This is a genomic window from Mesorhizobium sp. M0195 (genome assembly GCF_040322115.1).
Lineage (GTDB): Bacteria > Pseudomonadota > Alphaproteobacteria > Rhizobiales > Rhizobiaceae > Mesorhizobium.
Genome location: NZ_JAMYSV010000001.1, coordinates 552090 through 575584, shown reverse-complemented (window position 1 = coordinate 575584; position 23495 = coordinate 552090). Strand labels below are relative to the sequence as shown.

The 23495-nt window shown below is 63.4% G+C and carries 20 protein-coding genes and 1 tRNA gene; 14 read left to right on the top strand and 7 right to left on the bottom strand.

Features of this window, described 5'->3' with window-relative positions:
• The first annotated feature begins 89 nt into the window (after positions 1–89).
• Together NKJ12_RS02875 and NKJ12_RS02870 are read left to right on the top strand one after the other, a co-directional pair.
• Entirely contained in the window at positions 90–968 is an 879-nt protein-coding gene (locus NKJ12_RS02875; RefSeq protein ID WP_352701415.1) for an HpcH/HpaI aldolase/citrate lyase family protein, read from the top strand.
• A gap of 28 nt (positions 969–996) precedes the next feature.
• Positions 997–1203, top strand: a complete 207-nt coding sequence (locus NKJ12_RS02870; protein ID WP_352479716.1) for a DUF1737 domain-containing protein — start codon at positions 997–999, stop codon at positions 1201–1203.
• Between the two features lie 272 nt (positions 1204–1475).
• On the opposite strand, the gene NKJ12_RS02865 is transcribed toward NKJ12_RS02870, so the two are convergent.
• Positions 1476–1898, bottom strand: a complete 423-nt coding sequence (locus NKJ12_RS02865; RefSeq protein WP_023680515.1) for a metallopeptidase family protein — start codon at positions 1896–1898, stop codon at positions 1476–1478.
• A 184-nt stretch (positions 1899–2082) separates the two neighbouring features.
• Here NKJ12_RS02865 and NKJ12_RS02860 point away from each other — a divergent pair, with 184 nt between their 5' ends.
• The 3 genes from NKJ12_RS02860 to NKJ12_RS02850 are packed head-to-tail and all read left to right on the top strand — an operon-like array spanning position 2083 to position 7866.
• Complete coding sequence (locus tag NKJ12_RS02860; RefSeq protein ID WP_352701204.1) at positions 2083–3141, top strand: ImuA family protein; 1059 nt, start codon at positions 2083–2085, stop codon at positions 3139–3141.
• Positions 3083–4561, top strand: a complete 1479-nt coding sequence (locus NKJ12_RS02855) for a DUF6504 family protein (protein WP_352701203.1) — start codon at positions 3083–3085, stop codon at positions 4559–4561. Before NKJ12_RS02860 ends, NKJ12_RS02855 begins: the two co-directional genes overlap by 59 nt.
• The gene (locus NKJ12_RS02850; RefSeq protein WP_352701202.1) at positions 4558–7866 is read left to right on the top strand and encodes an error-prone DNA polymerase; all 3309 of its coding nucleotides are present in this window, start codon (positions 4558–4560) and stop codon (positions 7864–7866) included. Before NKJ12_RS02855 ends, NKJ12_RS02850 begins: the two co-directional genes overlap by 4 nt.
• Positions 7867–7903: 37 nt before the next feature.
• On the opposite strand, the gene NKJ12_RS02845 is transcribed toward NKJ12_RS02850, so the two are convergent.
• The 4 genes from NKJ12_RS02845 to NKJ12_RS02830 form a co-directional block, all read right to left on the bottom strand.
• Positions 7904–8143 (bottom strand): Trm112 family protein, encoded by a 240-nt coding sequence (locus NKJ12_RS02845; RefSeq protein ID WP_352701201.1) that lies wholly within the window; start codon positions 8141–8143, stop codon positions 7904–7906.
• 83 nt (positions 8144–8226) lie between these two features.
• On the bottom strand, positions 8227–8898 hold the full coding sequence (locus NKJ12_RS02840) for an LON peptidase substrate-binding domain-containing protein (protein WP_023675985.1): 672 nt from the start codon (positions 8896–8898) through the stop codon (positions 8227–8229).
• A gap of 163 nt (positions 8899–9061) precedes the next feature.
• The gene (gene trxA, locus NKJ12_RS02835) at positions 9062–10054 is read right to left on the bottom strand and encodes a thioredoxin (RefSeq protein WP_352701200.1); all 993 of its coding nucleotides are present in this window, start codon (positions 10052–10054) and stop codon (positions 9062–9064) included.
• A gap of 102 nt (positions 10055–10156) precedes the next feature.
• Positions 10157–10654 carry a prolyl-tRNA synthetase associated domain-containing protein gene (locus NKJ12_RS02830; protein WP_254817917.1) on the bottom strand — a complete coding sequence of 166 codons (498 nt, stop codon included), beginning with the start codon at positions 10652–10654 and terminating at the stop codon, positions 10157–10159.
• Between the two features lie 232 nt (positions 10655–10886).
• Here NKJ12_RS02830 and NKJ12_RS02825 point away from each other — a divergent pair.
• A tRNA-Gly gene (locus NKJ12_RS02825) sits at positions 10887–10961 on the top strand.
• A gap of 141 nt (positions 10962–11102) precedes the next feature.
• Here the strand turns inward: NKJ12_RS02825 and NKJ12_RS02820 are convergent.
• A complete protein-coding gene (locus NKJ12_RS02820) occupies positions 11103–11975 on the bottom strand; it encodes a ferritin-like domain-containing protein (RefSeq protein ID WP_352701199.1) in 873 nt (290 codons plus the stop codon).
• Between the two features lie 398 nt (positions 11976–12373).
• Here NKJ12_RS02820 and NKJ12_RS02815 point away from each other — a divergent pair, with 398 nt between their 5' ends.
• Together NKJ12_RS02815 and NKJ12_RS02810 are read left to right on the top strand one after the other, a co-directional pair.
• Positions 12374–12712 (top strand): hypothetical protein, encoded by a 339-nt coding sequence (locus tag NKJ12_RS02815; protein ID WP_254817926.1) that lies wholly within the window; start codon positions 12374–12376, stop codon positions 12710–12712.
• A 187-nt stretch (positions 12713–12899) separates the two neighbouring features.
• A complete protein-coding gene (locus NKJ12_RS02810) occupies positions 12900–14138 on the top strand; it encodes a M24 family metallopeptidase (RefSeq protein WP_352701198.1) in 1239 nt (412 codons plus the stop codon).
• Positions 14139–14147: 9 nt separating this feature from the next.
• Here the strand turns inward: NKJ12_RS02810 and NKJ12_RS02805 are convergent, their stop codons facing one another.
• A complete protein-coding gene (locus NKJ12_RS02805; protein WP_352701197.1) occupies positions 14148–15020 on the bottom strand; it encodes a helix-turn-helix domain-containing protein in 873 nt (290 codons plus the stop codon).
• Positions 15021–15126: 106 nt separating this feature from the next.
• On the opposite strand from NKJ12_RS02805, the gene NKJ12_RS02800 reads away from it, so the two are divergent.
• The 6 genes from NKJ12_RS02800 to NKJ12_RS02775 all read left to right on the top strand — a co-directional run bounded on the left by NKJ12_RS02800 (position 15127) and on the right by NKJ12_RS02775 (position 23436).
• Complete coding sequence (locus NKJ12_RS02800) at positions 15127–16398, top strand: extracellular solute-binding protein (protein ID WP_254817929.1); 1272 nt, start codon at positions 15127–15129, stop codon at positions 16396–16398.
• A gap of 204 nt (positions 16399–16602) precedes the next feature.
• Positions 16603–17463 carry a carbohydrate ABC transporter permease gene (locus NKJ12_RS02795; RefSeq protein WP_254817930.1) on the top strand — a complete coding sequence of 287 codons (861 nt, stop codon included), beginning with the start codon at positions 16603–16605 and terminating at the stop codon, positions 17461–17463.
• Positions 17460–18326 (top strand): carbohydrate ABC transporter permease, encoded by an 867-nt coding sequence (locus NKJ12_RS02790; RefSeq protein WP_352701196.1) that lies wholly within the window; start codon positions 17460–17462, stop codon positions 18324–18326. The genes NKJ12_RS02795 and NKJ12_RS02790 overlap by 4 nt, the downstream gene beginning before the upstream one ends.
• An 8-nt stretch (positions 18327–18334) precedes the next feature.
• The gene (locus NKJ12_RS02785; protein WP_352701195.1) at positions 18335–19432 is read left to right on the top strand and encodes an ABC transporter ATP-binding protein; all 1098 of its coding nucleotides are present in this window, start codon (positions 18335–18337) and stop codon (positions 19430–19432) included.
• A gap of 59 nt (positions 19433–19491) precedes the next feature.
• Positions 19492–21525 carry an aldo/keto reductase gene (locus NKJ12_RS02780; RefSeq protein WP_352701194.1) on the top strand — a complete coding sequence of 678 codons (2034 nt, stop codon included), beginning with the start codon at positions 19492–19494 and terminating at the stop codon, positions 21523–21525.
• Positions 21526–21657: 132 nt separating this feature from the next.
• On the top strand, positions 21658–23436 hold the full coding sequence (locus NKJ12_RS02775) for an NAD(P)-binding domain-containing protein (protein ID WP_352701193.1): 1779 nt from the start codon (positions 21658–21660) through the stop codon (positions 23434–23436).
• Positions 23437–23495: the final 59 nt, after the last annotated feature.

Sequence of the window (23495 nt, the reverse complement as noted above, 5' to 3'; positions counted from 1 at the left end):
GGGCGCAGACGAGGAGATTTTCCGAAATTACGTGCAGTTTTTATGCACGGCTTGCCTCGGCTGGCTGCAGGCGGCATAGATCGAACATGATCACCGAAAGCTACCGCCCGCGCCGCTCGGTGCTTTACGTTCCGGCCTCGAACGACAAGGCGCTGGCCAAGATTCCGCCGCTGACCTGCGATGCCGTCGTCATCGATCTCGAGGACGCCGTCGCCCCGGCCGACAAGCTTTCCGCGCGCGAAAAACTGGCGGCGATTTTCGCCGGCCGTTCCAACCGGCGCTGCGAAATGGTGGTGCGCATCAATGCGCTGTCGAGCGAATGGGGCGCCGACGATCTGCTGGCCGCGGCAAAATGCACGCCCGACGCCATCCTGCTGCCCAAGGTCGACACTCCGCGCGACATCCTCGAGGCCGGCGACGTGCTAGACGACAATTTTATCGCGGACGAGGTCAAATTATGGGCGATGATCGAGACGCCCAAGGCGCTGCTCAATATCGGGCCGATTGCCGAGCTCGGCCGCGACCCGTCCTCGCGCCTGGTTTGTTTCGTTGCCGGAACGAACGACCTGGTCAAAGACACCGGCATTCTCGCCACGCCCGATCGGCGCTATCTCGTGCCATGGCTGATGCAAATGGTGCTCGCGGCGCGTGCCGGCGGCCTCGACCTGCTCGATGGCGTCTTCAATGATTTTCGCGATATGGACGGGTTTGCGCGCGAGTGCGCGGAAGCCGCCGCCATGGGTTTTGACGGCAAGTCGCTGATCCATCCAGCCCAGATCGAGGCGGCGAACCGCGCTTTTGCACCGACGCCTGACGCATTGGCCGAGGCGCGCGCGATCAAGGAAGCCTTCGCGCTTGCCGCAAATGCCGGCAAGGCGGTGATTGCGCTGAACGGAAAAATGGTCGAGCGGCTGCATCTGGCGCAGGCCGAAAAACTGCTGGCGAAGGCCGCCGCTGTTCGCGCATGATTATCGTAACTGACAACAGGATTGAAGAATGAAACTCTACCGCTTTCTGTCCGGCCCGGACGATGCCAGCTTCTGCCACAAGGTGACGGCGGCGCTGAACACGGGCTGGCACCTGTTCGGCTCACCGACCTATGCCTATGACAAGGAAGCGAAAACCATGCGCTGCGGCCAGGCCGTGGTGAAGGACATCGAGGGCCAGGAATACGGCCCCGACACCAAGCTCAGCGATTGGTAGGGAGGTTCGCCGAAGCGCTCGTCCTTCATCATCCTAGGGCGTAGCAGTCGCGAAGCGACGTCGCGGAGTACCCTAGGATCCATGCCGTTACCTCTGCCGAAGGGCACGGCGGATCAGGATTAGTGTGATCTACCACCCCCGTTACCCAGAACGGGATGATGAGCGTTCGGTTCTGCACCGCCGGAGCACTGCACCACCATCACGGCATGGATCCTGGGGTCTGCGCCGCGTCGCCCCTTGCTCCGCCCCAGGATGACGAGGAGCGGGGTCGCTCACTCCGCTGCCTCTTCGATCTTCTCCATATCGTCGTCCGACAGGCCGAAATGGTGGCCGATCTCGTGGATCAGCACATGGGTGACGATGTCGCCCAGCGTTTCCTCGTTCTCGGCCCAGTAGTCAAGGATGGCGCGACGATAGAGCGTGATGCGGTTCGGCCCCTCGCCGGTCTGCGGATTCCAGCGCTCGGCGATGCCGCGCCCCTCGAACAGCCCCAACAGGTCGAAGGGCGTTTCCAGCGAAAGGTCGTCCATGATCTCGTCGGTCGGGAATTCGGCGATCTGAATGACGATCTCGCCGGTCAACTTGCGAAAGTCCTCCGGCAGATGGGCATAGGCCTCCAGCGCCAGGAGCTCGATTTCCTCCATCGTTGGCGAAAGCTGGTCGTGCCAGATGCGTGTTTGGTAGATGCGAGCCATGCTTTGTCCCTTTGATCCCGGCATATAGGCTTTCGAGCCGGACTCGGCAAATGGCCGGGCTGGGGTGACCGTGCCACGCCCCCACTACAGGAATAAATTCCCCATGACTCCGCTTGACTCTTTGGCCGGCCTCTGGAATCTATAGGAACATAACAGGAACAATTGTGAATGGAAGCTGACCGTCATGGCGACCAGCGCCGTGGCGCGGGAGACTGTTTTTGCCCTGCGCCGCCAGATCGCGAAGATCGAGGGAACGCTGTCCGAGCGTCTGGAGGCGTCGGCCGGCGCAGCCCCCGTTGATGCGGATGTCAGCCCCCAGACTCTGACATTGCCTCGAAATCTAACTATTGTCCGGCGCGGCCTCGCCGTGGCTTCGCAGGATGCGTTTTTGTCCACCGGCGCGGAGCGCCTCGATGCTGCGCTGAGCGGTGGCCTGCCGAAGTCGGCGCTGAGCGAGTTTCATGGCGCCGCGACGCGCGATGCCGGGGCCGTCGCCGGCTTTGTGCTCGCGCTCGTCAGCCTGATCCTCAGCCAGGGCCCGCGACTGCCGGTGCTGTGGATCGGCACATCCGAGGTTTTCCGCGAGGCCGGCTTCCCCTACGCCAGGGGGCTTCACGCCTTTTTCGGCATCGAGCCGGAGCAATTGCTGTTTTCCGAGGCGCCAAGGCTGCTCGATGCGCTGTGGGTCGCCGAGGAGGCTGCCCGGATGACGGCGCTGGCCGCCGTCATCCTCGAAATCCGCGGCAGCCCGCAGCGGCTGGATCTCACCGCGACGCGGCGGCTGCACGCCCGGGCGCAGAGTGCCGGCCGGCCGCTGTTCCTGCTGCGCCAGGCCGGCGAGCCCGAGCCGACGGCAGCGCCCGTCCGCCTCATCCTGTCGGCGGCACCGGCGGCAGCGCGCCAGACAATCGCCGGGCCGCTCGCCGGCTCGATCGGCCGGCCCGCCTTCACCGTCGCCATCGGCAAGAGCCGCACGGCCTTGCCCGGACAATTCACACTGGAGTGGAACCCCGATGAACGCATATTCGAAGAAAGACGGGGCGAGCAAGGAAGGTCTCAGGAATCGGCCCCAGAACGGCCAAAGAATCCTCTCTCTGTGGTTTCCGCATCTCGCCGCCGAGAGGATCCTGCGGCAGCGTCTGGGGCGGTCCTGGCGTTCCCGGCCGTCGGATCACCTGCCGCTGGTGATCAGCCATCGCCAAGGGAACGCCCAGCGCATCGCCGCCCTCGACGAACGGGCTGAGGCGCTTAACCTGAAGCGCGGCATGGGCATAGCCGACGCATGCGCCATGCATCCCTCGATCGACATCGTGGAGGCCGATCCGGAGGCCGACCGGCGCCTGCTCGAAGGCCTCGCCGACTGGTGCGACCGCTATACCCCGCTGGTGGCGCTCGACGGGACCGACGGCCTCTATCTCGACGTCACCGGCTGCACGCATCTTTTCGGCGGCGAACGCTCCATGCTGGACGATATCCTGGCGCGTTTTTTCCATCAGGGCTTCGATGTCCGCGCCGGGCTTGCCGCCACGCCTGGTGCTGCCTGGGCGGCGGCGCGGTTTGCCGGCGACCGCATCGTGCCCGATGGTGAGGAGGAAGCGCTTCTCGCGCCCATGCCGCTGGCGGCGCTGCGCATCGACCCGGAGGTCCGCGCCAGCCTCGAAAGCGTCGGCCTGCGCACGGCCGGCGCCGTCATGGCAGCACCGCGCGCGCCGCTGGCCCGCCGCTTCGGCGCATCGCTGCTCTTGCGCCTCGACCAGGCGCTCGGCCGCCTCGACGAAGCCGTGTCGCCGCGCCTGCCGGTGGCACCGCTTTCGGTCGAGCGTCATCTTGCCGAGCCGATTATGTTGACCGAGGACATCGAGCGGCTGACCGGCATGCTGGCAACCACCTTGAAGAGCGACCTCGAGCGTCGCGGCGAGGGCGCAAGGCGGCTGGCGCTGCTGCTTTTCCGCGTCGATGGCGGCGTCAGCCGCATCGCCGTCGGCACCTCGCGGCCTCTGCGCGAGCCGCGGCTGATCCAGAAATTGTTCCACGAAAGGCTTGCCGCGCTCGAACGGGATATCGACGCCGGCTATGGCTTCGATCTCGTACGCCTTTCGGTGCTGACCGCCGCCGCCTACGACATGCAGCAGGCAGACCTTGCCGGCGAGACGAGCGACGACGGTGCCGATATCGCGCTTTTTGCCGACCGCATTCGCGCCCGGCTCGGCGAAGGCGCGGTCTTGAAGCCGGTTGCCGTCGAGAGCCATTTGCCGGAGCGCGCCGTCGCCACCCTTCCCTTCACGGAGGCGCCGCAGAGAAGCTCGCCGCCGAAGCAGCCGGACAAGGCGAAGGACGCTCCCACGACCGTCTTCCAGCCTGAGCGACCGATCCGGCTTTTCCGTTCGCCCGAGCCGATCGAAGTGCCAGCCACCGAAATGCCGGAAGGCCCGCCTTTGAACTTCCGCTGGCGGCGCGCGCTCTACCGGGTGGCGCGCGCCGAAGGGCCGGAGCGCATCGCGCCGGAATGGTGGCGAGAGGCGGCGGGACGAGAAGATGCCTCGACCCGGGATTATTTCCGCATCGAGGATGCCGACGGCCGCCGTTACTGGCTCTATCGCCAGGGCCTTTACGGCGCCTCTCAAGTCCCGCCGCGCTGGTTCATGCATGGGATCTTCGCATGAATGCGCTGACGGCCATCCCCTATGCCGAATTCGGCATCCAGTCGAACTTCTCGTTCCTGCGCGGTGCCTCGAAACCGGAGGAGCTGGTGGTCGCGGCAAAATTCCTGGGGTTTTCGGCGATCGGTCTCGCCGACCGAAACACGGTGGCGGGCGTGGTACGCGCCTGGCAGCAGGCCAAGGTGGAGGGTGTTTCCTATCATCCCGGCTGCCGCCTGGTTTTTTGCGACGGCACGCCGGACATCCTCGCCTACCCGCAGGACCGCAAGGGCTGGGGGCATCTCTGCCGCATGCTGACACAGGCCAATCTGCGCGACGAGAACGAAAAGGGCGCAACGCTTCTCAAACAGAGCGATCTTCTTGAATGGGGCGATCTCCTGTCGCTGGCCATATTGCCGGATCTGTCGGCGGACGCGGAAGCTGGCCTCGCACTGATTAGCCGGCTCAGGGATCGCTTCGGCGAAAACCTGAGGCTGGCGGTTTCGCCGGATTACCGCGGTAACGACCGCTTCCGTATCGAGCAGGCGGCGGCGATGGCCGAGCTGGCCGGCATCCCGCTGATGGCCACCAACGACGTTCTCTACCATACGTCGGAACGGCGCCCGCTGCAGGACGTGCTGACGGCGATCCGCCTCAATGTGCCCGTCGCCGAGGTGGGGCTGGAGCTGGCGGCCAATGCCGAGCGCCACTTAAAGCCGCCGCTGGAGATGGCACGGCTTTTCCGCAGGCATCCGCAAGCGCTGGCGGAAACGCTGCGTTTTGCCAGCGAGCTGACCTTCTCGCTCAGTGATCTGCAATACAACTATCCCGACGAGCCGACGGAATCGGGCCTCGGGCCGCAGGCCGAGCTGGAAAGGCTGGCCAAGGAGGGGGCCGCCATCCGCTACCCCTCGGGCGTGCCCGCTTTTGTGACGCAACGCATCGAGGAGGAGCTCGCCCTGATCGAGCGCTTGAATTACGCGCGCTATTTCCTGACTGTCCACGACATCGTCAAATTCGCCCGCAGCCAGAACATTCTCTGCCAGGGGCGCGGCTCCGCCGCCAACTCGATCGTCTGCTTCTGCATCGGCATCACCGAAGTTGGCCCGGACAAGATCGACACGCTTTTCGAGCGCTTCATTTCCGAGGAAAGAAACGAACCGCCTGACATCGACGTCGATTTCGAGCATGAAAAACGCGAGGAGGTCATCCAGTACATTTATTCCAAATACAGTACCAAGCGCACCGCGCTGGCCGCTGCCGTCGTCAGCTATCGGGGCCGCTCGGCGATGCGCGAAGTGGCCAAGGCGATGGGCCTGTCGGACGACGTCCGCAGCGCGCTGTCCAGTTCGATCTGGGGCTGGTCGACCTCGGAACTCGGCGAAAAGGAGACAAAAGCCGGGGGCCTCGATCAGACCGATCCATCGACAAGGCACGTGATCGAATGCGCCAATGAGATCATGGGCTTTCCCCGTCATTTGTCGCAGCATGTCGGCGGTTTTGTCATCACCAGGGACCGGCTCGACGAGATCGTGCCCATCGTCAAGACGGCGATGGACGAGCGCAAGATGGTCGAGTGGGACAAGGACGACCTCGACGCGGTGAAAATCCTTAAAGTGGACGTGCTGGCGCTCGGCATGCTGACCTGCCTGCAGCGCGCCTTCACCCTGCTCCGGGATCATTATCCGGAGGCGCGGGACGATTACGGCCAACCCTATGTGCTGGCCACTCTGCCTGCCGAGGACAAGCATGTCTACGACATGATCTGCCGTGCCGACACGATCGGCGTCTTCCAGATCGAATCCCGCGCGCAGATGTCGATGCTGCCGCGGCTGCGGCCGAAAAACTTTTACGATCTCGTCATCGAGGTGGCGATCGTGCGGCCCGGCCCGATCCAGGGCGACATGGTCCATCCCTATCTGCGCCGCCGGCAAGGCAAGGAAAAACCCGAATACCCCAAGCCGGAACTGGAAAAAATCCTCGGCAGGACGCTGGGCGTGCCGTTGTTCCAGGAGCAGGCGATGAAGATCGCCATCGTCGCCGGCGGCTTCAGGCCGGGCGAGGCCGATGAACTGCGCCGCGCCATGGCGACGTTCAAGCGCACCGGCACGATCGGCAATTACCGCAAGAGAATGGTCGACGGTATGGTCGGCAAGGGCTACGAAAAAGACTTCGCCGAGCGCTGCTTCAAGCAGATCGAAGGCTTTGGCGAATACGGCTTTCCCGAAAGCCACGCCGCCTCCTTCGCCCTGCTGGTCTATGCCTCCTGCTGGTTCAAGACCTTCTATCCCGACGTGTTCTGTGCCGCGATCCTGAATTCCCAGCCGATGGGGTTTTACCAGCCGGCTCAGCTTGTCCGCGACGCGCATGACCACGGCGTCGAGATCCGCGACGTCGACGTCAATTTTTCCGGCTGGGATTGCGCCTTGGAGAAATCGCCTTTCGATCCGGATCGTATCCTTGACCGCCATGCCCAGATGCGCGGCGTCATCCGGACCAGCCATGCCGTCCGGCTTGGTTTTCGCCAGGTCAAGGGCCTGTCGAAGGAGCGCATGGAGACCTTTGTGCTGCGACGCGGCGACGGCTACGCATCCGTGCGCGATGTCTGGCTGCGCTCGGGCCTCAACGTCGACGAGATCGAAAAACTGGCACAGGCCGACGCTTTCCGCTCGCTTGGATTGAACCGCCGCGACGCTCTATGGGCGGTCCGCGCGCTCGACGGCAAGAGTGCCGCCGAAAAGCTGCCGCTGTTCGATCAGCCGGCGATCCGCTTGCGCGATCTCGAGCCTGAAACCCGGCTCCCGGCAATGCCGCTCGGCGAGCACGTCGTCCACGACTACCGCTCGCTCGGCCTGTCGCTGAAGGCACACCCGGTCGCCTTCCTGCGTCAAAGGCTGGATCGGTCCGGCGTCACGCCCAATGCGCGGCTCGGCCAGGTGCGGGACGGCCGCCGCGTTTCGGTCGCCGGCCTCGTGCTGGTGCGGCAGCGGCCGGGCAATGGCAAGGCGATTTTCCTGACGTTGGAGGACGAGAATGCGGTCGCCAATATCATTTTCTGGGAAAGAACCTTCAACCGCTTCCGCCCCATCGTCATGGGCGCGCGTCTCATCCGCGTCACCGGCAAGCTGCAATCGGAATCGGACGTCATCCATATCGTCGCCGAGAAGGTCGAGGATCTGACGCCGTGGCTGTCGGTGCTGCTTGAGGAGGCAAGGCTTGTGGATGAACCTTCGAGCGGCCCCGAGGAGAAGCGGCCCGATAGCATCGCGCAAACGGAACTATTGGGAAAGGCAGAGAAGGTCATGCCCAAAGGGCGCAATTTTCAATAGAGGGGGATCGCTATGGAGCGGCTCTGAACCGCAGCACTCAGGACGTTCCACCCAGGCGCGGTGGCGTGGGCACGGCATCGTCAATGGCGATCGTACGCGCCTCCGAGGGCAGCATGATCGGAATGCCATCCCGCACCGGATAGGCAAGCTTTGCGACCCGCGAGATAAGCTCGCCGCGCTCCGGATCCCAGGCAAGCGGTCCCTTGGTCAGCGGGCAGGCCAAGAGTTCCAGCAGCTTGGGATCGACAGTCCTGTTCCCGTCACGTCCATCCGCCATTCGATCCATCCTTTCCACAAGGCGACCGCTTCAGGTTTTGCGCGCGGCCTCTCCTTCTCCCTTGTGGGAGAAGGAGGGCCAACCTACTGCAAACTCGAACCGAAATCCTCATTGTCGCGCGCCAGCGCCATTTCGGTGATGGCGATCAGGGTCTCGGCGCGTGTCTTCAGATCGGCCGCTTCGAGCAGCGCCTGTTTCTCGGCCGGCCCGTAGGGCGCCATCATCGACAGTGCGTTGACCAGCATGGCGTTTTCGGCGCGACTGACGCTCTCCCAGTCGGCCTCCAGATCGTTGGCCTGCAGATAGGCGCGAAACGCTTTGAGCAGCGCCGGCCGGTCGATCTCGGCGTCTGCCTGCTCCTCGTCGAGATCGGCGAGAAAAGGTGCCAGCCGGCACTGGCGGAACGGCGTCTTGACCGTGAGTTCCTGGACAATGCGGAACCGGCACACGCCCTGCAGCGAAATCAGGTAACGGCCGTCGCCGCTCTCGGACAGCGCAATGATGCGCCCGGCACAGCCGACATTGCAGAGCTCCGGCTCGCCGTCTGGACGCAGTGCACCGTCGAGGCTGGGCTGGATCATGCCGATCAGCCGCGGCCCGGCGATCGCTTCGTCGACCATCTGCAGATAGCGCGGCTCGAAGATGTTGAGCGGCATGCGGCCTCCCGGCAGCAGCAATGCGCCCTCGAGCGGAAAGATCGGCATGGTCGACGGTAAGTCCGCAGCGAGCCGGTAATGCGCGTTTCCCGCCTGCACCTCAATCCTCCGATCGCTTTGTCAGGAAGCGCACCAAATCCGTCTCCTCCCGGCCGGCACAAGGCGCAACACCGGAAACCTGAAATCGAACGCCGTCCGAAAACCTAATCTGGCGCAGCTGCCGCCCACCGCAAGCCCGCACGACAAAACAGTCTGCGCCGGCTCAGGAAAACAGCAGCGACGACAATTTGCGCCGTGCCGACAGCGTTGCTTCGTCGGTCATGCCCCATGCCTCGAAGAGCTGCAGCAACTGGGTTCTGGCGCCGTCGTCGTTCCACGAGCGGTCGGCCTTGATGATCGCCAGCAGATTGTCGGCCGCCGCCATGCGATCACCCTTAGCGTTCTGGATCATGGCGAGCTCGAACCGTGCCTGGTGATCCCCGGGATTTTCGGCCAGCCGCCGTTCCAGTTCCGCCGGATTGCCGAGCACTGCTGCCTGCGCGGCGAGCGCCATCTTGGCGCGCAGCGCGGCGAGCTGGGGCGCATCCTTCTTCGCTTCCGGCGCCCGCGCCAGCACCGTCTCGGCACCTTCGGTATCGCCGGCCTCGAACAGCAGATCGCCCAAGCCGGCGATCGCCTCGATCGTCTCCGGCGCCTGTTCCAGGATGGCATCATAAATGTCGGCAGCGGTCTGCACGTCACCGGCGTCGCGCGCCTCGGCAGCGGCGGCCAGTGCCTCGGCCACTTGCGGCGCGCCACCGTTCTTGCCGCCGACCTTCTGGATGAATTGCGTGATCTGACTCTCGGGAATGGCGCCCATGAAGCCGTCGACCGGCTGGCCGTCCTTGAAGGCAATGACCGCCGGTATCGACTGGATGCCGAGCTGGCCGGCGATCGATGGATGGTCGTCGATATTCATCTTGACCAGCTTGACCTTGCCACCGGCGGCTTTCACCGCCTTCTCCAGCAGCGGCGTCAATTGCTTGCAGGGGCCGCACCACGGCGCCCAGAAATCGACCAGCACCGGCCGGCGACGCGATTCCTGGATAACGTCGGCGGCAAATCCAGCGGTCGTTGTGTCCTTGATGACATCGGCCGGCGCCTCCGCAAGCGCGACCTTCTCACGCGCGGCGTCGGTGCCGCCATATTGCACGGTGGTGGCATACTGGCCGCCATTGCTGCCAAATGGGCCGCCAAAGGGGTTGCTATCGCTCATCTCTCGTCGCCTTTCGGTCGCGCCGCCGGCCAAGGGACGGGCGCAACATCCTTCTTTAGAACCCGGTTTCAGTCACCCCGGTCTTAGTCACCCATGTGGCGATCATGCCGAGACTTTCAAGATAACAGCATCATGTCCGGTTGCCTCGACGAATTTGACCAGGTCCGCGGCAGCGATGGAAGTCGTCGCTTCATTGGTCAGCGGGTGGGCATTGACCACCGCATGGCTCATCAGCTTCTCGTCCAAAACGACCTTGACCCTTCGCTCGGTGTCGTTGATCAGCCCGAACACCGTGACCGCGCCCGGGACGACGCCGAGAAGCTCCATCAGCATCTCCGGCCGGCCGAAAGACACGCGCCCCGCAGCGCCGATCAGATGGTGGATCTGCTTGAGATCGACCACCGCCTCCTCGTCGACGCTGACCAGGAAGAAATTGTCCTTCTTGTCCTTGAGGAACAGGTTCTTGGTGTGGCCGCCGGCAATCTCGCCGCGCAGCGCCTGCGAATCGGCGACCGTGAACAGCGGCGGATGCCGCCGCGTCGATACCTCGATCCCGAGTCCGGCAAGAAAGGCGAAAAGTTCGGCTTCGGTCTTCGGCATCGGTCTTTCTTCTGGTGGCCCGCTTTCAACGGCTTGTTCGGCTAACGCCGTTTACGGCCAATGATGCGGCCAAGACAAGTCCGTCGCGCAACGCGGGGGGTGATTGCCTTGCGACGTCCGGAGGAGCACTTCTCCGCATTGCCGGCGAAGCAAAAAAGCCTGCGAATTCCCTGTTGCAATCGCCGCGCTCTTCAGCCATATAGGCGCGGCTTGCGGCCCAAAAGCCGTGCGAGCGGGTGTAGCTCAGGGGTAGAGCACAACCTTGCCAAGGTTGGGGTCGAGCGTTCGAATCGCTTCACCCGCTCCATTTCTCTCAAGGGGAATCAAGCATCGAAAAGCCGCTGTCCGCCGCGGCTTTTTCGTTTTTGCGCGCCAACAGGGCGCTGCGCGCCGAATCGCCTGGCCGCGCGCGCAAGTTCATTTGCCACGAGATTCATCCGCAGACCGCTCAGGTGCTTTTGAGCGTTCCGTTCATTCCGTTCGGGTAGAAGCCGCCCTTGCTGACGCCTTTCTGGTCGGTCAGATAGACGATCCGAAGCACTTCTTGCGGCGTCCTCGTGAAGGCGATTGCATCCGGGGTCGATGGAACGATATTGGCTTTGCCGTCCACTCGGATGCCCTGGTCCTTGTCTTCCGGTCCATCGATCTTGTCGCGGGCGTCGGAAACCGCATTGGCGGCCTTCCAGGCATCCTCGCCCATTCGGTAAAGCGACGATCGCGCCATCCCCATGTGATAGGCCTCGACGGCCAGAATGCCAGCGGCGGCGGCCTGGAAATCCTTGTTTTTCAGAAGGGGCGCGGCGCCGGCATAGGCAGTGACGCCGACATCCTCGAACAGCATGCCGCCGAGCACGAAGTTCATCTGGTTGCCGAAAGGATCGAAGTTCGCTCCGAGCCCCGCCGCCTTGGCAACCGCCGCAAAGCCCGCATCGAAATCGATTGCCGGCCGGTCGACGGCATCGCTTCCAAGTGTCTTGCGATAGAACCTGACATGGGCAAGTTCGTTTTCGGCGACCTCCCGCATGAACTCGCCGATTGCAGGCGTGTCAAAGCGAACCTGTTTGCCGCCAGCCACAGCGCCGGCCTTCGGGCCGGCATCCGAATCATCGATCCCTTTTCCGGTTGTGCCGCGCAGGTAATATTCGGCTTCCATATATTCGAGATTGAGGGCGAACCGGAAAATGTCTTCGTCTTTGACCTCATCCTGCGCATAGGCGCGGGAAACCGGGGCAAGCCCGGTGGCCGAAGCGAGCGTCGCTACCAGGCCAAACTGCAATGCGCGGCGGCGTGAAACACGAAATGCAGGCGTGACGCGGATCATGGCTTCCTCCCAAAAGCCCGCCGGCATCAAACATTTTGGCACCTCAAAAGCGGGCCTGCGCTTCCAACTTCACGAAGGGTGGAATGTTCCTCAATCGGCTTAAATGATCTCGCCGGATGGCGAGCACCGAGGTTTCCTCGATTGTAACCTCATGTCAGCCGACGCACATGCGCTGTAGCGGCGCTTGATCTGACGGCAGCAAAAATCCAGCCGTTGCGGTCATCCGAAGTACGCTGTCGATAAAATTCAGGACTTTTGCGTGCCGGTTTCGGACCAAGGTCCATCTTGCAGAATACTGTATTTGAACAAAGCTAGTAACAGCCGGCTTTCACATTGGAAGTCCTGACGTTTTTCATCTAGAACCCATCCTGGCGGGAGGGCGATTCGAAGGAGGAACTATGAAAACGCGCACCTGTCTATTCGCGACTGTAGCCGCTCTCACCCTTGTCGCATCTCCGGTCCTCGCTGCTCCCGGCGGCAATGGCAATGGCAACGGCAATGGCGGCAGCAACGGCAACGGTGGAAACTCGGCCGGGGCCGGCTCGCAGGGACACGGAGCCGCTACCTCCGCCGCGGCCAGGGACAAGTCGACGCACGGAGTTGCTCACGCAGCGGCGGTCGTTGCGACGACACCGGCCTCACCACAGGCCACGTTGGCCTTGCAGGCAGCGCTGGCAAGACAGACCGCAGATGACGCGGCAGACACTGCCGACGACACTTCCGACGAAACCGAATAAGCTTTCGAAGCAGCCACTTGTTGTGTTGAAAAGCCGCGGTTCGCCGCGGCTTTTTCGTTTCCCGACGACAAACTCTCAAGGTGAACAGCGCTTCCAGAAAAAAGCTGCTCCACGGCGGCACTGAAGCTACGCTAAGGCCAAACGCCGCCGCATCGGCGTCGGTTTCGATTGCATTTGAGGAGATCCCATGACCGGCTTTGTCGACCGCGAGCGCGCAACTGACCTGATGCAGCGCGCCGGCATCGAGGCGCTGGTGCTTTGCGAGCCCGAGGCGTTCCAATATGCCACCGGTGCCTGGATCGGCCCGGCAGGCCTGTTCCGAAGGGCCGGCGCCGGTTTCGTCGTTGTTCCCAAGCGAGGCAACCTGCCGATCGGCGTCGTGGTGGCGGATTTCCAGGTTGCCCAACTCCCGGCGGCGATGGCCGGCGCCATGGTACGCACACATCCGATCTGGATCGAATCGGCGTCGCTCGAGCCGGCGACTGCCGACCGGCCTGTTGCGCAGCGCATCGAGGCCGGCCTGGTTGGCCGCGGCCCCGGTTTTTCACGTCCGGCGACCTTCGAGCTTGCCCGCTCCGTCCGCGAGCTGAAAACGATCCTCGCAGAATTCGGGCTGGAGCGTGCGACGCTCGGCATCGAGCTGGATTTCGTCTCGGCCAGCGATTTTTCCGCGATGCAGGCGATGTTGCCGGGCACTGCCCTGGTCAACGGTTCGCCGATCCTCGACCGGCTGCGGGCGATCAAGTCGCAGAGCGAGATCGACCTGTTGGAGCAGGGCATCGTCCTATCGGAGGCCGGCCTGACGCGGCTGCAGCAGCATGCAGCGGCCGGCATGCGTCAGTCTGAGCTGGTCGCGCTTTACCGGCAAGGCGTCGCGGATGCAGCCGCCGGGTCGTCACAGCAAATCTCGACGGCGGAATACGTCACGCTGGGCGCTCGCCCAAAAGGCGCCGACGCGATCGCCGCTGCCGGCGATCCGCTGAAGGCCGACATGGTGTGCAGCGTGAACGGCTATGCCTCGGATATGTCGCGGAATTTCACCTTCGGGCCGCCGTCGCCCGAACAGGCCGAATTGCATGCGATAGCCGAACGCGCCTTCGCCGACGGGCTTGCCGCGCTTATGCCCGGAAGGCCGTTGGCCGCCGTGCATCGCGCCGCCAGCGAAAGCCTGGCGCGCCAGGGCCTGCGTTCCTATCGCCGCGGCCATTTCGGGCACAGCGTCGGCCATTCCGTGTTTTCCGAGCAATGGCCGTTCATTTCGGCCGACTGCGATGTCGCGATCGAACCCGGCATGGTGCTGGCATTCGAGATCCCGCTCTACATCGACGGTCTCGCCGGCTTCAATCTCGAGGACCAGTTCCTGATCACCGCCAACGGGCCGTCGCCGATGAACCGCCTGCCGAGACGTCTGGGGGTTATCGGCTGAATCCAGCCGTTATCTGGCGCCGGCCACGCCCCTGCGGAAATCCGACGGCGACATGCCGGCAAGCTTGCGGAACGACTTGTTGAACGCGCTGAGCGAGCCGAAGCCCGATTCCATGGCGACGCGCAGCACATTGGCATCCTGATGCATCAGCAGCGCCTGCGCGTAGCTGAGGCGCAGCAAATTCACATATTCATTGAGCGTCATGCCGGTCGATTTCTTGAAGATGCTCATGGCGTATTTGGGATGGATGTCGGCCGCCGCGGCGATGTCGACGCAATCGATCTCGTAGAGGAAATTCTCGGCGATGAAGTCGCACATGCGCCCGACATTGCGCAGCGATTGCTGATCGAACGGGCTGCCAAGCTCCTGTTCGACCGGCGTTTCCGGCACCAGCCGGTAGGGCTCGAATCGCACCCGCTCAAGCCGCAGCAAAAGCTCGTTGACGGCATGCTCCGCCTTGACCGGGTCGCCGGAGCGGGCATAGCGGTTCCAGCGCTCGAAATTGTGGTCGTCCGACCGGTCTGTGGCGTCGGTCACTAGCGTCGCGCCGGTCATCAGCCTGTTGCGGACGTCGACGGGCAAATGCAGCCGGAAGAAATGCACCAGCGGCAGATGCGCGCCGGCGTAGATGGCATCGTCGGAGGCTTCGTCCATCTGGTGCGGCAGGCCGCCCCAGAACAGGCACATGTCGCCCGCAGAAAGCGAAAGCCCGTGCCCGTCCATGCGGTAATGCACGGCGCCACGCACGATGAAATTCACCTCGACCTGGGCATGCCAATGCGGCTTGAGCATCACCAGGGGCTGGGTGTGGAACATTTGTAGCAGCAGCGGCAGGCCCTCCACGCTGCTGGCGCCAGGCTGGTAAAACGGCCTTTCCGGCATCTTACTTTCCGCTCATTTCTTATTCCCTTTGTCGCGGACAAGGCTTTCCCGAAGCCTAGTCTAGCCAGGCTCGCAAACAGAGAGCAACTGAAATGGGAGGATTTCAATGCGCTTAAAATTGACCTGCGCCGCGCTCGCGCTTGCCTTGGGCTCCAGCCCGGCCTTTGCGCAGTCCGGTGAAATCACGATCTGGAGCTGGAACATCGCCGCTTCGTCGCTGAAGGCCACCATAGCGGGCTTCAACAAGCAGTATCCCGACATCAAGGTCACGGTCGAGGACCTCGGCAACCAGCCGACCTACGACAAATCGATCGCCGGCTGTGCCGCCGGCGGCGAGGGGCTGCCGGACATCGTGACGATCGAGAACGGCGAGGCGGAAAACTACTGGAGCCAGTTCCCGGATTGCTTCGTCGACCTGCATACGCTCGGCTACACTGCGGAAGACCAGGCAAAATTCCCCGACTTCAAGCGCACCGAGCTCGAGGTGGACGACAAGGCCTATGCGATGCCCTGGGATTCGGGCCCTGTAGCGATGTTCTACCGCCGCGACTTCTATGAGAAGGCCGGCGTCGACCCGTCTTCGATCAAGACCTGGGACGATTTCATCGCCGCCGCAAAGAAGATCCAGGCCGCCAATCCCGGCGTGACGATGACCAACGCCGATTTCAACGGCGATTCCGAATTCTTCCGCATGATCTCCAACGAGCAGGGCTGCGCCTATTTCTCCGCCGATGGTCAATCGATCACCGTCAATCAGCCCAAATGCGTCGATGCCATGACCAAGATCAAGGAGATGAAGGACGCCGGCATCATTTCCTCTGCCGACTGGAGCACCAAGATCACCAACAACACCGCCGGCAAGGTCGCCAGCCAGATGTATGGCGGCTGGTATGAAGGCACCATACGCACCGAGTCGCCCGATGGCGCAGGCAAATGGGGCGTCTATCTGATGCCGAGCCTGACCGCCGACGGTCCGCGCGCCGCCAATCTCGGCGGCTCCTCGCTCGCCATCACTTCGGTGTCGAAGAACAAGGAAGCCGCCTACGCCTATCTGAAATACACGCTAGGGACGAATGAGGGCCAGATCACCATGCTGAAAGGCTTCGGCCTGGTACCGTCGCTGATCTCGGCGCTCAACGACCCTTACGTCTCCGAAGGCCTGCCCTATTGGGGTGGCCAAGCCGTGTGGAAGGACATCCTCGGCACCTTGCCCAAGGTCGTCCCCAGCCGCGGCACGCCGTTCCAGAGCGACGCCGAAATCATCATCCGCGCGGTGCAGACCAAATATCTGGCCGGCGGCTATCCCGACGCCAAGGCAGCGCTCGACGATGCCGCAAGCCAGATCGCCGCGGCGACCGGCCTGCCGGTCAAGTCGTGATCTAGACGAGGCGGCTCCGAGCGCACGGCTCCCCTTCTCCCCTTGTGGGAGAAGGTATCGCCGAAGGCAACGGATGAGGGGTGCTCCAGCTCGGCGCCGGCGGCACTCCGGCCATCCCCCCTCAACCGTCTCAGCGCTATGCGCCGATCCACCTTCTCCACAAGGGTAGAAGGCAAGAACTTGAAAGCAGAAAGGAGGAAAACGATGCGCTACCAGAACGCCACGGCGTATCGCTTTCTCGCGCCCTATCTGCTGATCTTCTCGATCTTCTGGCTGTGGCCGATCATCGATTCCTTCCTGATCTCGTTCCAGGCGACGCGCACCGTGCCGTGGCGGTTCGCGCCGACCTTCAACTGGGGCCGGCTGATCGGCGATCCCGCCTTCTTCAATGCCTTGAAGAACACATTGCTGATCCTCGTCATCCAGGTGCCGGTGATGATTTCCCTGGCGATAGTGATGGCGGTGCTTTTGAATTCGCCGCTGCTCAAGGCACGTGGCCTGTTCCGCTTTGCCTTCTTCGCGCCAGTCGTGGTCGGTGAGGTCGCCTATTCGGCGGTTTTCCGGCTGATGTTCAATCTCGACTACGGCATCATCAACAAATTGCTGAACAGCATCGGCCTGCCCAGTGTCGACTGGTTTACCAACGTCACCCCGGCGATGGCGGTGATCATGATGGCGGTGACCTGGCGCTGGGCCGGCTACAACGCCATCATCCTGCTCGCCGGCCTGCAGTCCATCCCCGAGGATGTCTACGAGGCGGCGACCCTGGACCGGGTCAGCAAGGTCAAACAGTTCTTTTACATCACGCTGCCGCTGCTCAAGCCGATCATCGTGTTCTGCGCCGTGCTGTCGATCATCGGCACCATGCAGCTGTTCACCGAGCCCTTCCTGATTACCGAGCGCGGCGGGCCGGGCGGCGGCACCGAAACGCTCGGGCTGCTGCTTTACCGCCAGGGCTTCCGGTCGCTCAATTTCGGCTACGCTTCGGCCGTCGCCTACACCATGGCCGGGCTGGCGATTGCCATTTCGCTGGTGCAGATATGGCTGACGAGGGAACCGAAATGACCTCGCGCTCCCCAATCAGCCATTCCCAGGTCAGCCGTTCCCAGGCCAGATTGGGCCGCAGCATCGCGTTGCATCTGTTCCTGACGCCGCTGGCGCTGGTCTGGCTGTTTCCGCTGTGGATGATGGTGGTCTTTTCCACGATGCCCGACAATGGCATCTTCAGCCCCGACATCGAGCTTTTGCCGCACGGCAATTTCCTCGACAATGTCAGCAATCTGCAGCGCGGCACCAATTTCATCGGCGCCATCGGCATCTCCGTCTCGGTGGCGGTGACCTATACCTTCCTGTCGGTGATGCTCACCTCGATGGCCGGCTGGGCGCTGGCGCGTTACAACTTCTTCGGCAAGGGCATGGTCGTAGCCATCATCTTCGGCACCATCACGCTGCCCTATGCGGTCGTGCTGATCCCGCAATTCATCATGGTGGCGCGCGACTTCAAGCTCGCCAACACCTGGGTGGCGCTGATCGTGCCGCCGCTGTTCAACTCGCTGGGCGTGCTGTTCATGCGGCAGAGTTTTTCGATGATGCCGCACGAGCTGTTCGACGCGGCCAAGGTCGAGGGCGTCAAGGAATGGCGGATATTCCTGTTCGTCGCATTGCCTCTGGCGCGGCCGATGCTGGCGGCGCTCGCCATCATTCTCTTCCTTGCTTCCTGGAACAATTATCTGTGGCCGCTGCTGATCAATTCCAAGCCGGGCGCAATGACCGCGCCGGTGGCGCTCGGCACGCTGATCGGTCTCACCAAGGTGTCCTGGGGCGGCATCATGGCGGGCGCGGTGATGCTGACGGCGCCAATGCTCGTCGTGTTCGTGCTTCTGCAGCGCCATTTCGTCGCCGGCATCGCCGCCGGCGCCATCAAGTAAGGATCAGCATGGCTGCAGTCACACTCAAAAACGTCATCAAGCGCTTCGGCGTCTTCGAAATCGTCCACGGCGCCAATATCGATATCGATGACGGCGAATTCGTCGTCTTCGTCGGCCCTTCCGGCTGCGGCAAGTCCACGCTGCTCCGGATGATCGCCGGGCTCGAGGACATCAGCGACGGCGAGATCGCCATTGGCGGCAAGGTGGTGAACGACGTCGAGGCGGCCGATCGCGGCATCGCCATGGTGTTCCAGTCCTACGCGCTCTATCCGCACATGACGGTCGAGCAGAATCTGAGCTTCGGCCTGAGAATGACCGGCAACCCCAAGGCAGATACCGAGCGGCGGGTGAAGCGGGCTTCCGAAATCCTGCGCATCGCCGAGCTGATGAAGCGGCGGCCGCGGCAATTGTCGGGCGGCCAGCGCCAGCGCGTCGCCATCGGCCGCGCCATCGTGCGCGAGCCGCAAGTGTTCCTGTTCGACGAACCGCTCAGCAATCTCGACGCCGAGCTCAGGGTGCAGATGCGCGTCGAGATATCGCGCCTTCACAAGGAGCTTGGCGTTACCATGGTCTATGTGACGCACGACCAGACCGAGGCGATGACACTGGCCGACAGGATCGTCGTCCTCAACGCCGGCAACATCGAGCAGATCGGCGCGCCGCTCGATCTCTACGACGACCCCGCCAACCGCTTCGTTGCCGGCTTCGTCGGCTCCCCGAAAATGAACTTTCTGGCGGCGAAAATGGTCGGGGCCGACAACGGCGCTGCGGTCGTCGAACTGGTCAATCATCGCGGCGCGCGACTGCGCAAGCCGCTTTCGGATGCTCTGCCTGCGACAGGCGGCGATGTCGTGCTTGGCGTGCGGCCGGAGCATTTCTTCGACGCCGGCCAGGGCGATTGCGACCTTACCCTCAAGGCCGACGTCGCCGAGCACTTGGGATCGGTGAGTTATGTCTATGCCAATTCCGGGACCGGGGGCGAGCGCGAGGAACTGATCATCGAGCGCGAGGCCTCGCGGCATCGCGCGAACGGCGACGACCTGGTGGTGTCGATCAAGGCCGACCGCTCGCTTCTCTTCGACGCCACCGGCGCACGCATTCGCTAACCCATCTAGTTTCTTTTGTCCGATCGCGATTGGTCGCGGCCACCCCACGGAGATTTGACATGACGTCCAAGCCAGAAAAAATTCGCTGGGGCATTCTCGGGCCCGGCAACATCGCCAAGGCCTTTGCCGGCGGCGTCGCCCATTCGCGCACCGGCACATTGGTCGCCTTAGGGGCGCGTAATCCCGGCAAGGCCGGGCTCACTGAGGCTTTCCCCGGCGCCCGCATCCTCGATGGCTACGAGGCTTTGCTTAGCGCTCCGGACGTCGACGCGATTTATATTTCAACGCCGCATCCGAGCCATGCCGAATGGGCGATCAAGGCAGCCGAGGCCGGAAAACATGTGCTTTGCGAAAAGCCGCTTGGCCTGACCGCCTTCGAGGCCGACGCCATGATCCATGCCGCGCGCAAGACCGGCACCTTTCTCGGCGAAGCCTTCATGTACCGGCTGCATCCGCAGACGGCCAGGCTGGTCGAGCTGATCAGGGCCGGCGCGATCGGCGACATCAAGATGATCAAATCCAGTTTCGGCTTCGCCATGCCGGGCTTCATGCCGGAGCACCGGCTTTACGCCAAGGATCTCGCCGGCGGCGGCATTCTCGATGTCGGCGGCTATCCCGTCTCGATGGCGCGGCTGATTGCCGGCGCCGCGGCGGGAAAGCCCTTTGCCGAGCCGGACAAAGTGGTCGGCGCTGCGCATCTCGGCCAATCCGGCGTCGACGAATGGGCGTCGGCGCTGTTGCATTTTCCGGGCGGCATCGTCGCGGAAGTCTCCTGCAGCATTTCGCTCGCGCAGGACAACGTATTGCGTATTCTCGGCAGCAAGGGCCGCATCGAGGTGGCGGATTTCTGGTATGCCGGCGGCCAGCAAGGCGGCACCGGCGAAATCCGCATCATCCGTCCGGGTGACACCGAGGTGGTCGAGGTCAAGGAGGACGGCTGGCTTTACGCATTCGAGGTGGACGCCGCCGGCGAGGCCATTCTCGGCGGGAAGCAGGAGTTCGCCTGGCCGGGCATGAGCTGGGCCGACAGTCTCGGCAATCTGCGCGTGCTCGATAGATGGCGGGCCGCCATCGGGCTCGAATATGACATCGAGAAACCGGCAAAGCGCGTCAACACGATCTCCGGGCGGAAGCTGCGCTCCGGCGGGACCGCCATCCCCAAGCGCGGCATTCCGGGCCTGCCGCGGCCGGCCTCGTGCCTGGCGCTCGGCTTCGAGGATTTCCGCACCTTTTCGTCGGGCGCCATCCTGCTCGACGCCTATTTTGAGGCCGGCGGCAATCTGTTCGACACCGCCTTCGTCTACGGTTCCGGCTATACCGAGACGCTGCTCGGCCAGTGGCTGAAGAACCGCGGCGTGCGCGAGCAATCGGTGGTCATCGGCAAGGGTGCGCACTCGCCGCTCTGCTATCCCGACGTCATCGGCAAGCAGCTCACCCAGTCGCTTGAGCGGCTGCAGACCGACCATATCGACGTTTATTTCATGCATCGCGACAACCCGGACGTGCCGGTCGACGAGTTCGTCGATGCGATGGATCGCGAGGTCAAGGCCGGCCGCATTCGCGGTCCGTTCGGTGGCTCGAACTGGACGATGGAACGCATGGACGAGGCGATTGCCTATGCCGAGCGCACCGGCAAGCAGAAACCCGGCGCCCTTTCCAACAATTTCTCGCTGGCCGAGATGCTGGAGCCGATCTGGGCAGGCTGCGTCACGTCCTCCAGCGACGAGTGGAAGGCCTGGCTTACCGCCCGGCAAATGCCGAACTTCGCCTGGTCGAGCCAGGGCCGCGGCTTCTTCACCGACCGCGCCGGCCGCGACCGGCGCGACAATGAGGAACTGGTCCGGGTCTGGTACTCGGAGAGGAACTTCGGCCGCCGCGACCGCGCCATCGAGCTCGCCAAACGGCTGGGCAAAAGCCCGATCCACGTCGCGCTCGCCTATGTCCTGGCACAGCCCTTTCCGTCCGTCCCGCTGATCGGGCCGCGCACGCTCGACGAGTTGGAAGACAGCCTCCAGGCGCTCGACATCTCACTTTCGCCGGACGATCTTGCATGGCTTGATAGCGGTTCGGATCAGGCCCGCGCGCGCGCCTGATAGCGGGGTCTTGCGCTGCGCCCTTAATTTCCGGACTGTTTGCGCTGCCCCTCACCTACCCTCTCCCCGCTCTTCGGGAGAGAGGATAAGGTTAAAGGGCAGCGCCGAAGTCGCTGGACATAGGGAAGACAGATGCTCGACATATCACCGTCGAAACAGGCGGCCACCTGGCTCGGTTCTTTTGCGCGAGCGCTCGAGGCGGGCGACGTCGCGGCCGCAATCAACCTGTTCGTCGAGGACTGTTACTGGCGCGACCTGCTGACCTTCACCTGGAACATCAAGACCATGGAAGGCCGCGCGGCGATCCGCGACATGCTGGAAGCCACGCTGGCAATGACAAGGCCTGCTCGGTGGCAGCTCAGCAGCGAAGCGACTTCGGACGAAGGCATTATCGAAGCCTGGTTTTCTTTCGAGACGTCATCAGCGTGGAGCCAAGGTATCATGCGCCTCAGGGACGGCAAATGCCGGACACTGTTTACGGCGATGAGCGATCTCAAGGGGTTTGAGGAGCGCAAGGGCCCGGCGCGGCCTCTGGGCGTCCGCCACAAGGCCGATCCGGAGCGCGAGACCTGGCTGGAGGCGAGGGCGCGCGAGACGCGTGAACTCGGCGCCGGCCAGCAGCCTTATTGCCTGGTCATCGGCGGCGGCCAGGGCGGCATCATGCTGGGCGCACGGCTCAGGCAACTCGGCGTGCCGGCCATCATCATCGAGAAGAATGCGCAGGCCGGCGATTCCTGGCGCAGTCGCTATCGCTCGCTCGTGCTGCACGACCCGGTCTGGTACGACCATCTGCCCTACATCCCGTTTCCCGAGAACTGGCCGGTGTTCACGCCCAAGGACAAGATGGGCGACTGGCTGGAAATGTACACGCGCGTCATGGAGCTCAACTACTGGACCTCCACAAGATGCATCAGCGCGTCCTACGACGAGGCCGAAAAGGTCTGGACGGTCGAGGTCGACCGCGCCGGCCAGCGCATCACGCTAAAGCCGAAGCACATCGTCTTTGCAACCGGTGCTTATGGCCCGCCCAGGCAGATCGACCTGCCGGGCGCCGAGACCTTCCAGGGCGAGATCCTGCACTCCAGCCAATATTTCAGCGGCGAGAAATTCCGCGGCAAAAAGGTCGCCGTTATCGGCGCCGCAAGTTCCGGCCATGACGTCAGCGTCGATCTGTGGGAGAGCGGCGCCGAGGTGACGATGGTCCAGCGCTCGCCGACGACGGTGGTCAAGTCGGACACGCTGATGGAAATCGGCTTCGAAATCTTTTCGGAAAAGGCGCTGGCCCGCGGCATCACCACTGAGAAGGCCGACATGATCGTCGCCTCGACGCCGTTCGCGCTGCTGCCACAGGGCCAGCGCGCACTCTACGACATCATCAAGGCGCGCGACGCGGCCTTCTACGACCGCTTGCGCGGCGCCGGCTTCGCCATCGATTTCGGCGACGACGAGACCGGGCTTTTGATGAAGGCCTACCGCACCGGCTCGGGCTTCTACATCGATGTCGGCGCCTGCGATCTGATCATCGACGGCGAGATCGGCATCCGCAGCGGCGTCGGGATCAAGTCGCTGACGCCGACAGGCATCCTCTTCGACGACGGCACCGAACTGGCGGCCGACGCGATCATTGCCTGCACCGGCTATCTCTCGATGAACGAAACGGTGGCGTCGATCGTCTCCCGTGAAGTTGCTGGCAAGGTCGGGCCGTGCTGGGGGATTGGCTCGGGCGTGAAAGGCGACCCGGGTCCATGGCAAGGCGAATTGCGCAACATGTGGAAGCCGACCGCGCAGGAAGCGCTGTGGTTCCACGGCGGCAATCTGGCGCTGTCGCGCTTTTATTCGAAGTTCGTGGCGCTGCAGATCAAGGCGAGGATGGAAGGCATTGCGACGCCGGTTTATGGGACGCCGCGGTGAAGCTGTGATCTCCCCCCTTGAGCGGGAGATGTCGCCAAAGGCGACAGAGGGGGTCGCCG

What these genes read in the sequence shown, in the direction of transcription:
- NKJ12_RS02830 (WP_254817917.1), bottom strand. Translation starts at nt 10,654, where the DNA reads ATGCCGAAGACCGAAGCCGAACTTTTCGCCTTTCTTGCCGGACTCGGG.
- NKJ12_RS02780 (WP_352701194.1), top strand. Translation starts at nt 19,492, where the DNA reads ATGACGTCCAAGCCAGAAAAAATTCGCTGGGGCATTCTCGGGCCCGGC.
- NKJ12_RS02860 (WP_352701204.1), top strand. Translation starts at nt 2,083, where the DNA reads ATGGCGACCAGCGCCGTGGCGCGGGAGACTGTTTTTGCCCTGCGCCGC.
- trxA (WP_352701200.1), bottom strand. Translation starts at nt 10,054, where the DNA reads ATGAGCGATAGCAACCCCTTTGGCGGCCCATTTGGCAGCAATGGCGGC.
- NKJ12_RS02795 (WP_254817930.1), top strand. Translation starts at nt 16,603, where the DNA reads ATGCGCTACCAGAACGCCACGGCGTATCGCTTTCTCGCGCCCTATCTG.
- NKJ12_RS02850 (WP_352701202.1), top strand. Translation starts at nt 4,558, where the DNA reads ATGAATGCGCTGACGGCCATCCCCTATGCCGAATTCGGCATCCAGTCG.
- NKJ12_RS02810 (WP_352701198.1), top strand. Translation starts at nt 12,900, where the DNA reads ATGACCGGCTTTGTCGACCGCGAGCGCGCAACTGACCTGATGCAGCGC.
- NKJ12_RS02820 (WP_352701199.1), bottom strand. Translation starts at nt 11,975, where the DNA reads ATGATCCGCGTCACGCCTGCATTTCGTGTTTCACGCCGCCGCGCATTG.
- NKJ12_RS02800 (WP_254817929.1), top strand. Translation starts at nt 15,127, where the DNA reads ATGCGCTTAAAATTGACCTGCGCCGCGCTCGCGCTTGCCTTGGGCTCC.
- NKJ12_RS02785 (WP_352701195.1), top strand. Translation starts at nt 18,335, where the DNA reads ATGGCTGCAGTCACACTCAAAAACGTCATCAAGCGCTTCGGCGTCTTC.
- NKJ12_RS02790 (WP_352701196.1), top strand. Translation starts at nt 17,460, where the DNA reads ATGACCTCGCGCTCCCCAATCAGCCATTCCCAGGTCAGCCGTTCCCAG.
- NKJ12_RS02805 (WP_352701197.1), bottom strand. Translation starts at nt 15,020, where the DNA reads ATGCCGGAAAGGCCGTTTTACCAGCCTGGCGCCAGCAGCGTGGAGGGC.
- NKJ12_RS02870 (WP_352479716.1), top strand. Translation starts at nt 997, where the DNA reads ATGAAACTCTACCGCTTTCTGTCCGGCCCGGACGATGCCAGCTTCTGC.
- NKJ12_RS02775 (WP_352701193.1), top strand. Translation starts at nt 21,658, where the DNA reads ATGCTCGACATATCACCGTCGAAACAGGCGGCCACCTGGCTCGGTTCT.
- NKJ12_RS02845 (WP_352701201.1), bottom strand. Translation starts at nt 8,143, where the DNA reads ATGGCGGATGGACGTGACGGGAACAGGACTGTCGATCCCAAGCTGCTG.
- NKJ12_RS02865 (WP_023680515.1), bottom strand. Translation starts at nt 1,898, where the DNA reads ATGGCTCGCATCTACCAAACACGCATCTGGCACGACCAGCTTTCGCCA.
- NKJ12_RS02815 (WP_254817926.1), top strand. Translation starts at nt 12,374, where the DNA reads ATGAAAACGCGCACCTGTCTATTCGCGACTGTAGCCGCTCTCACCCTT.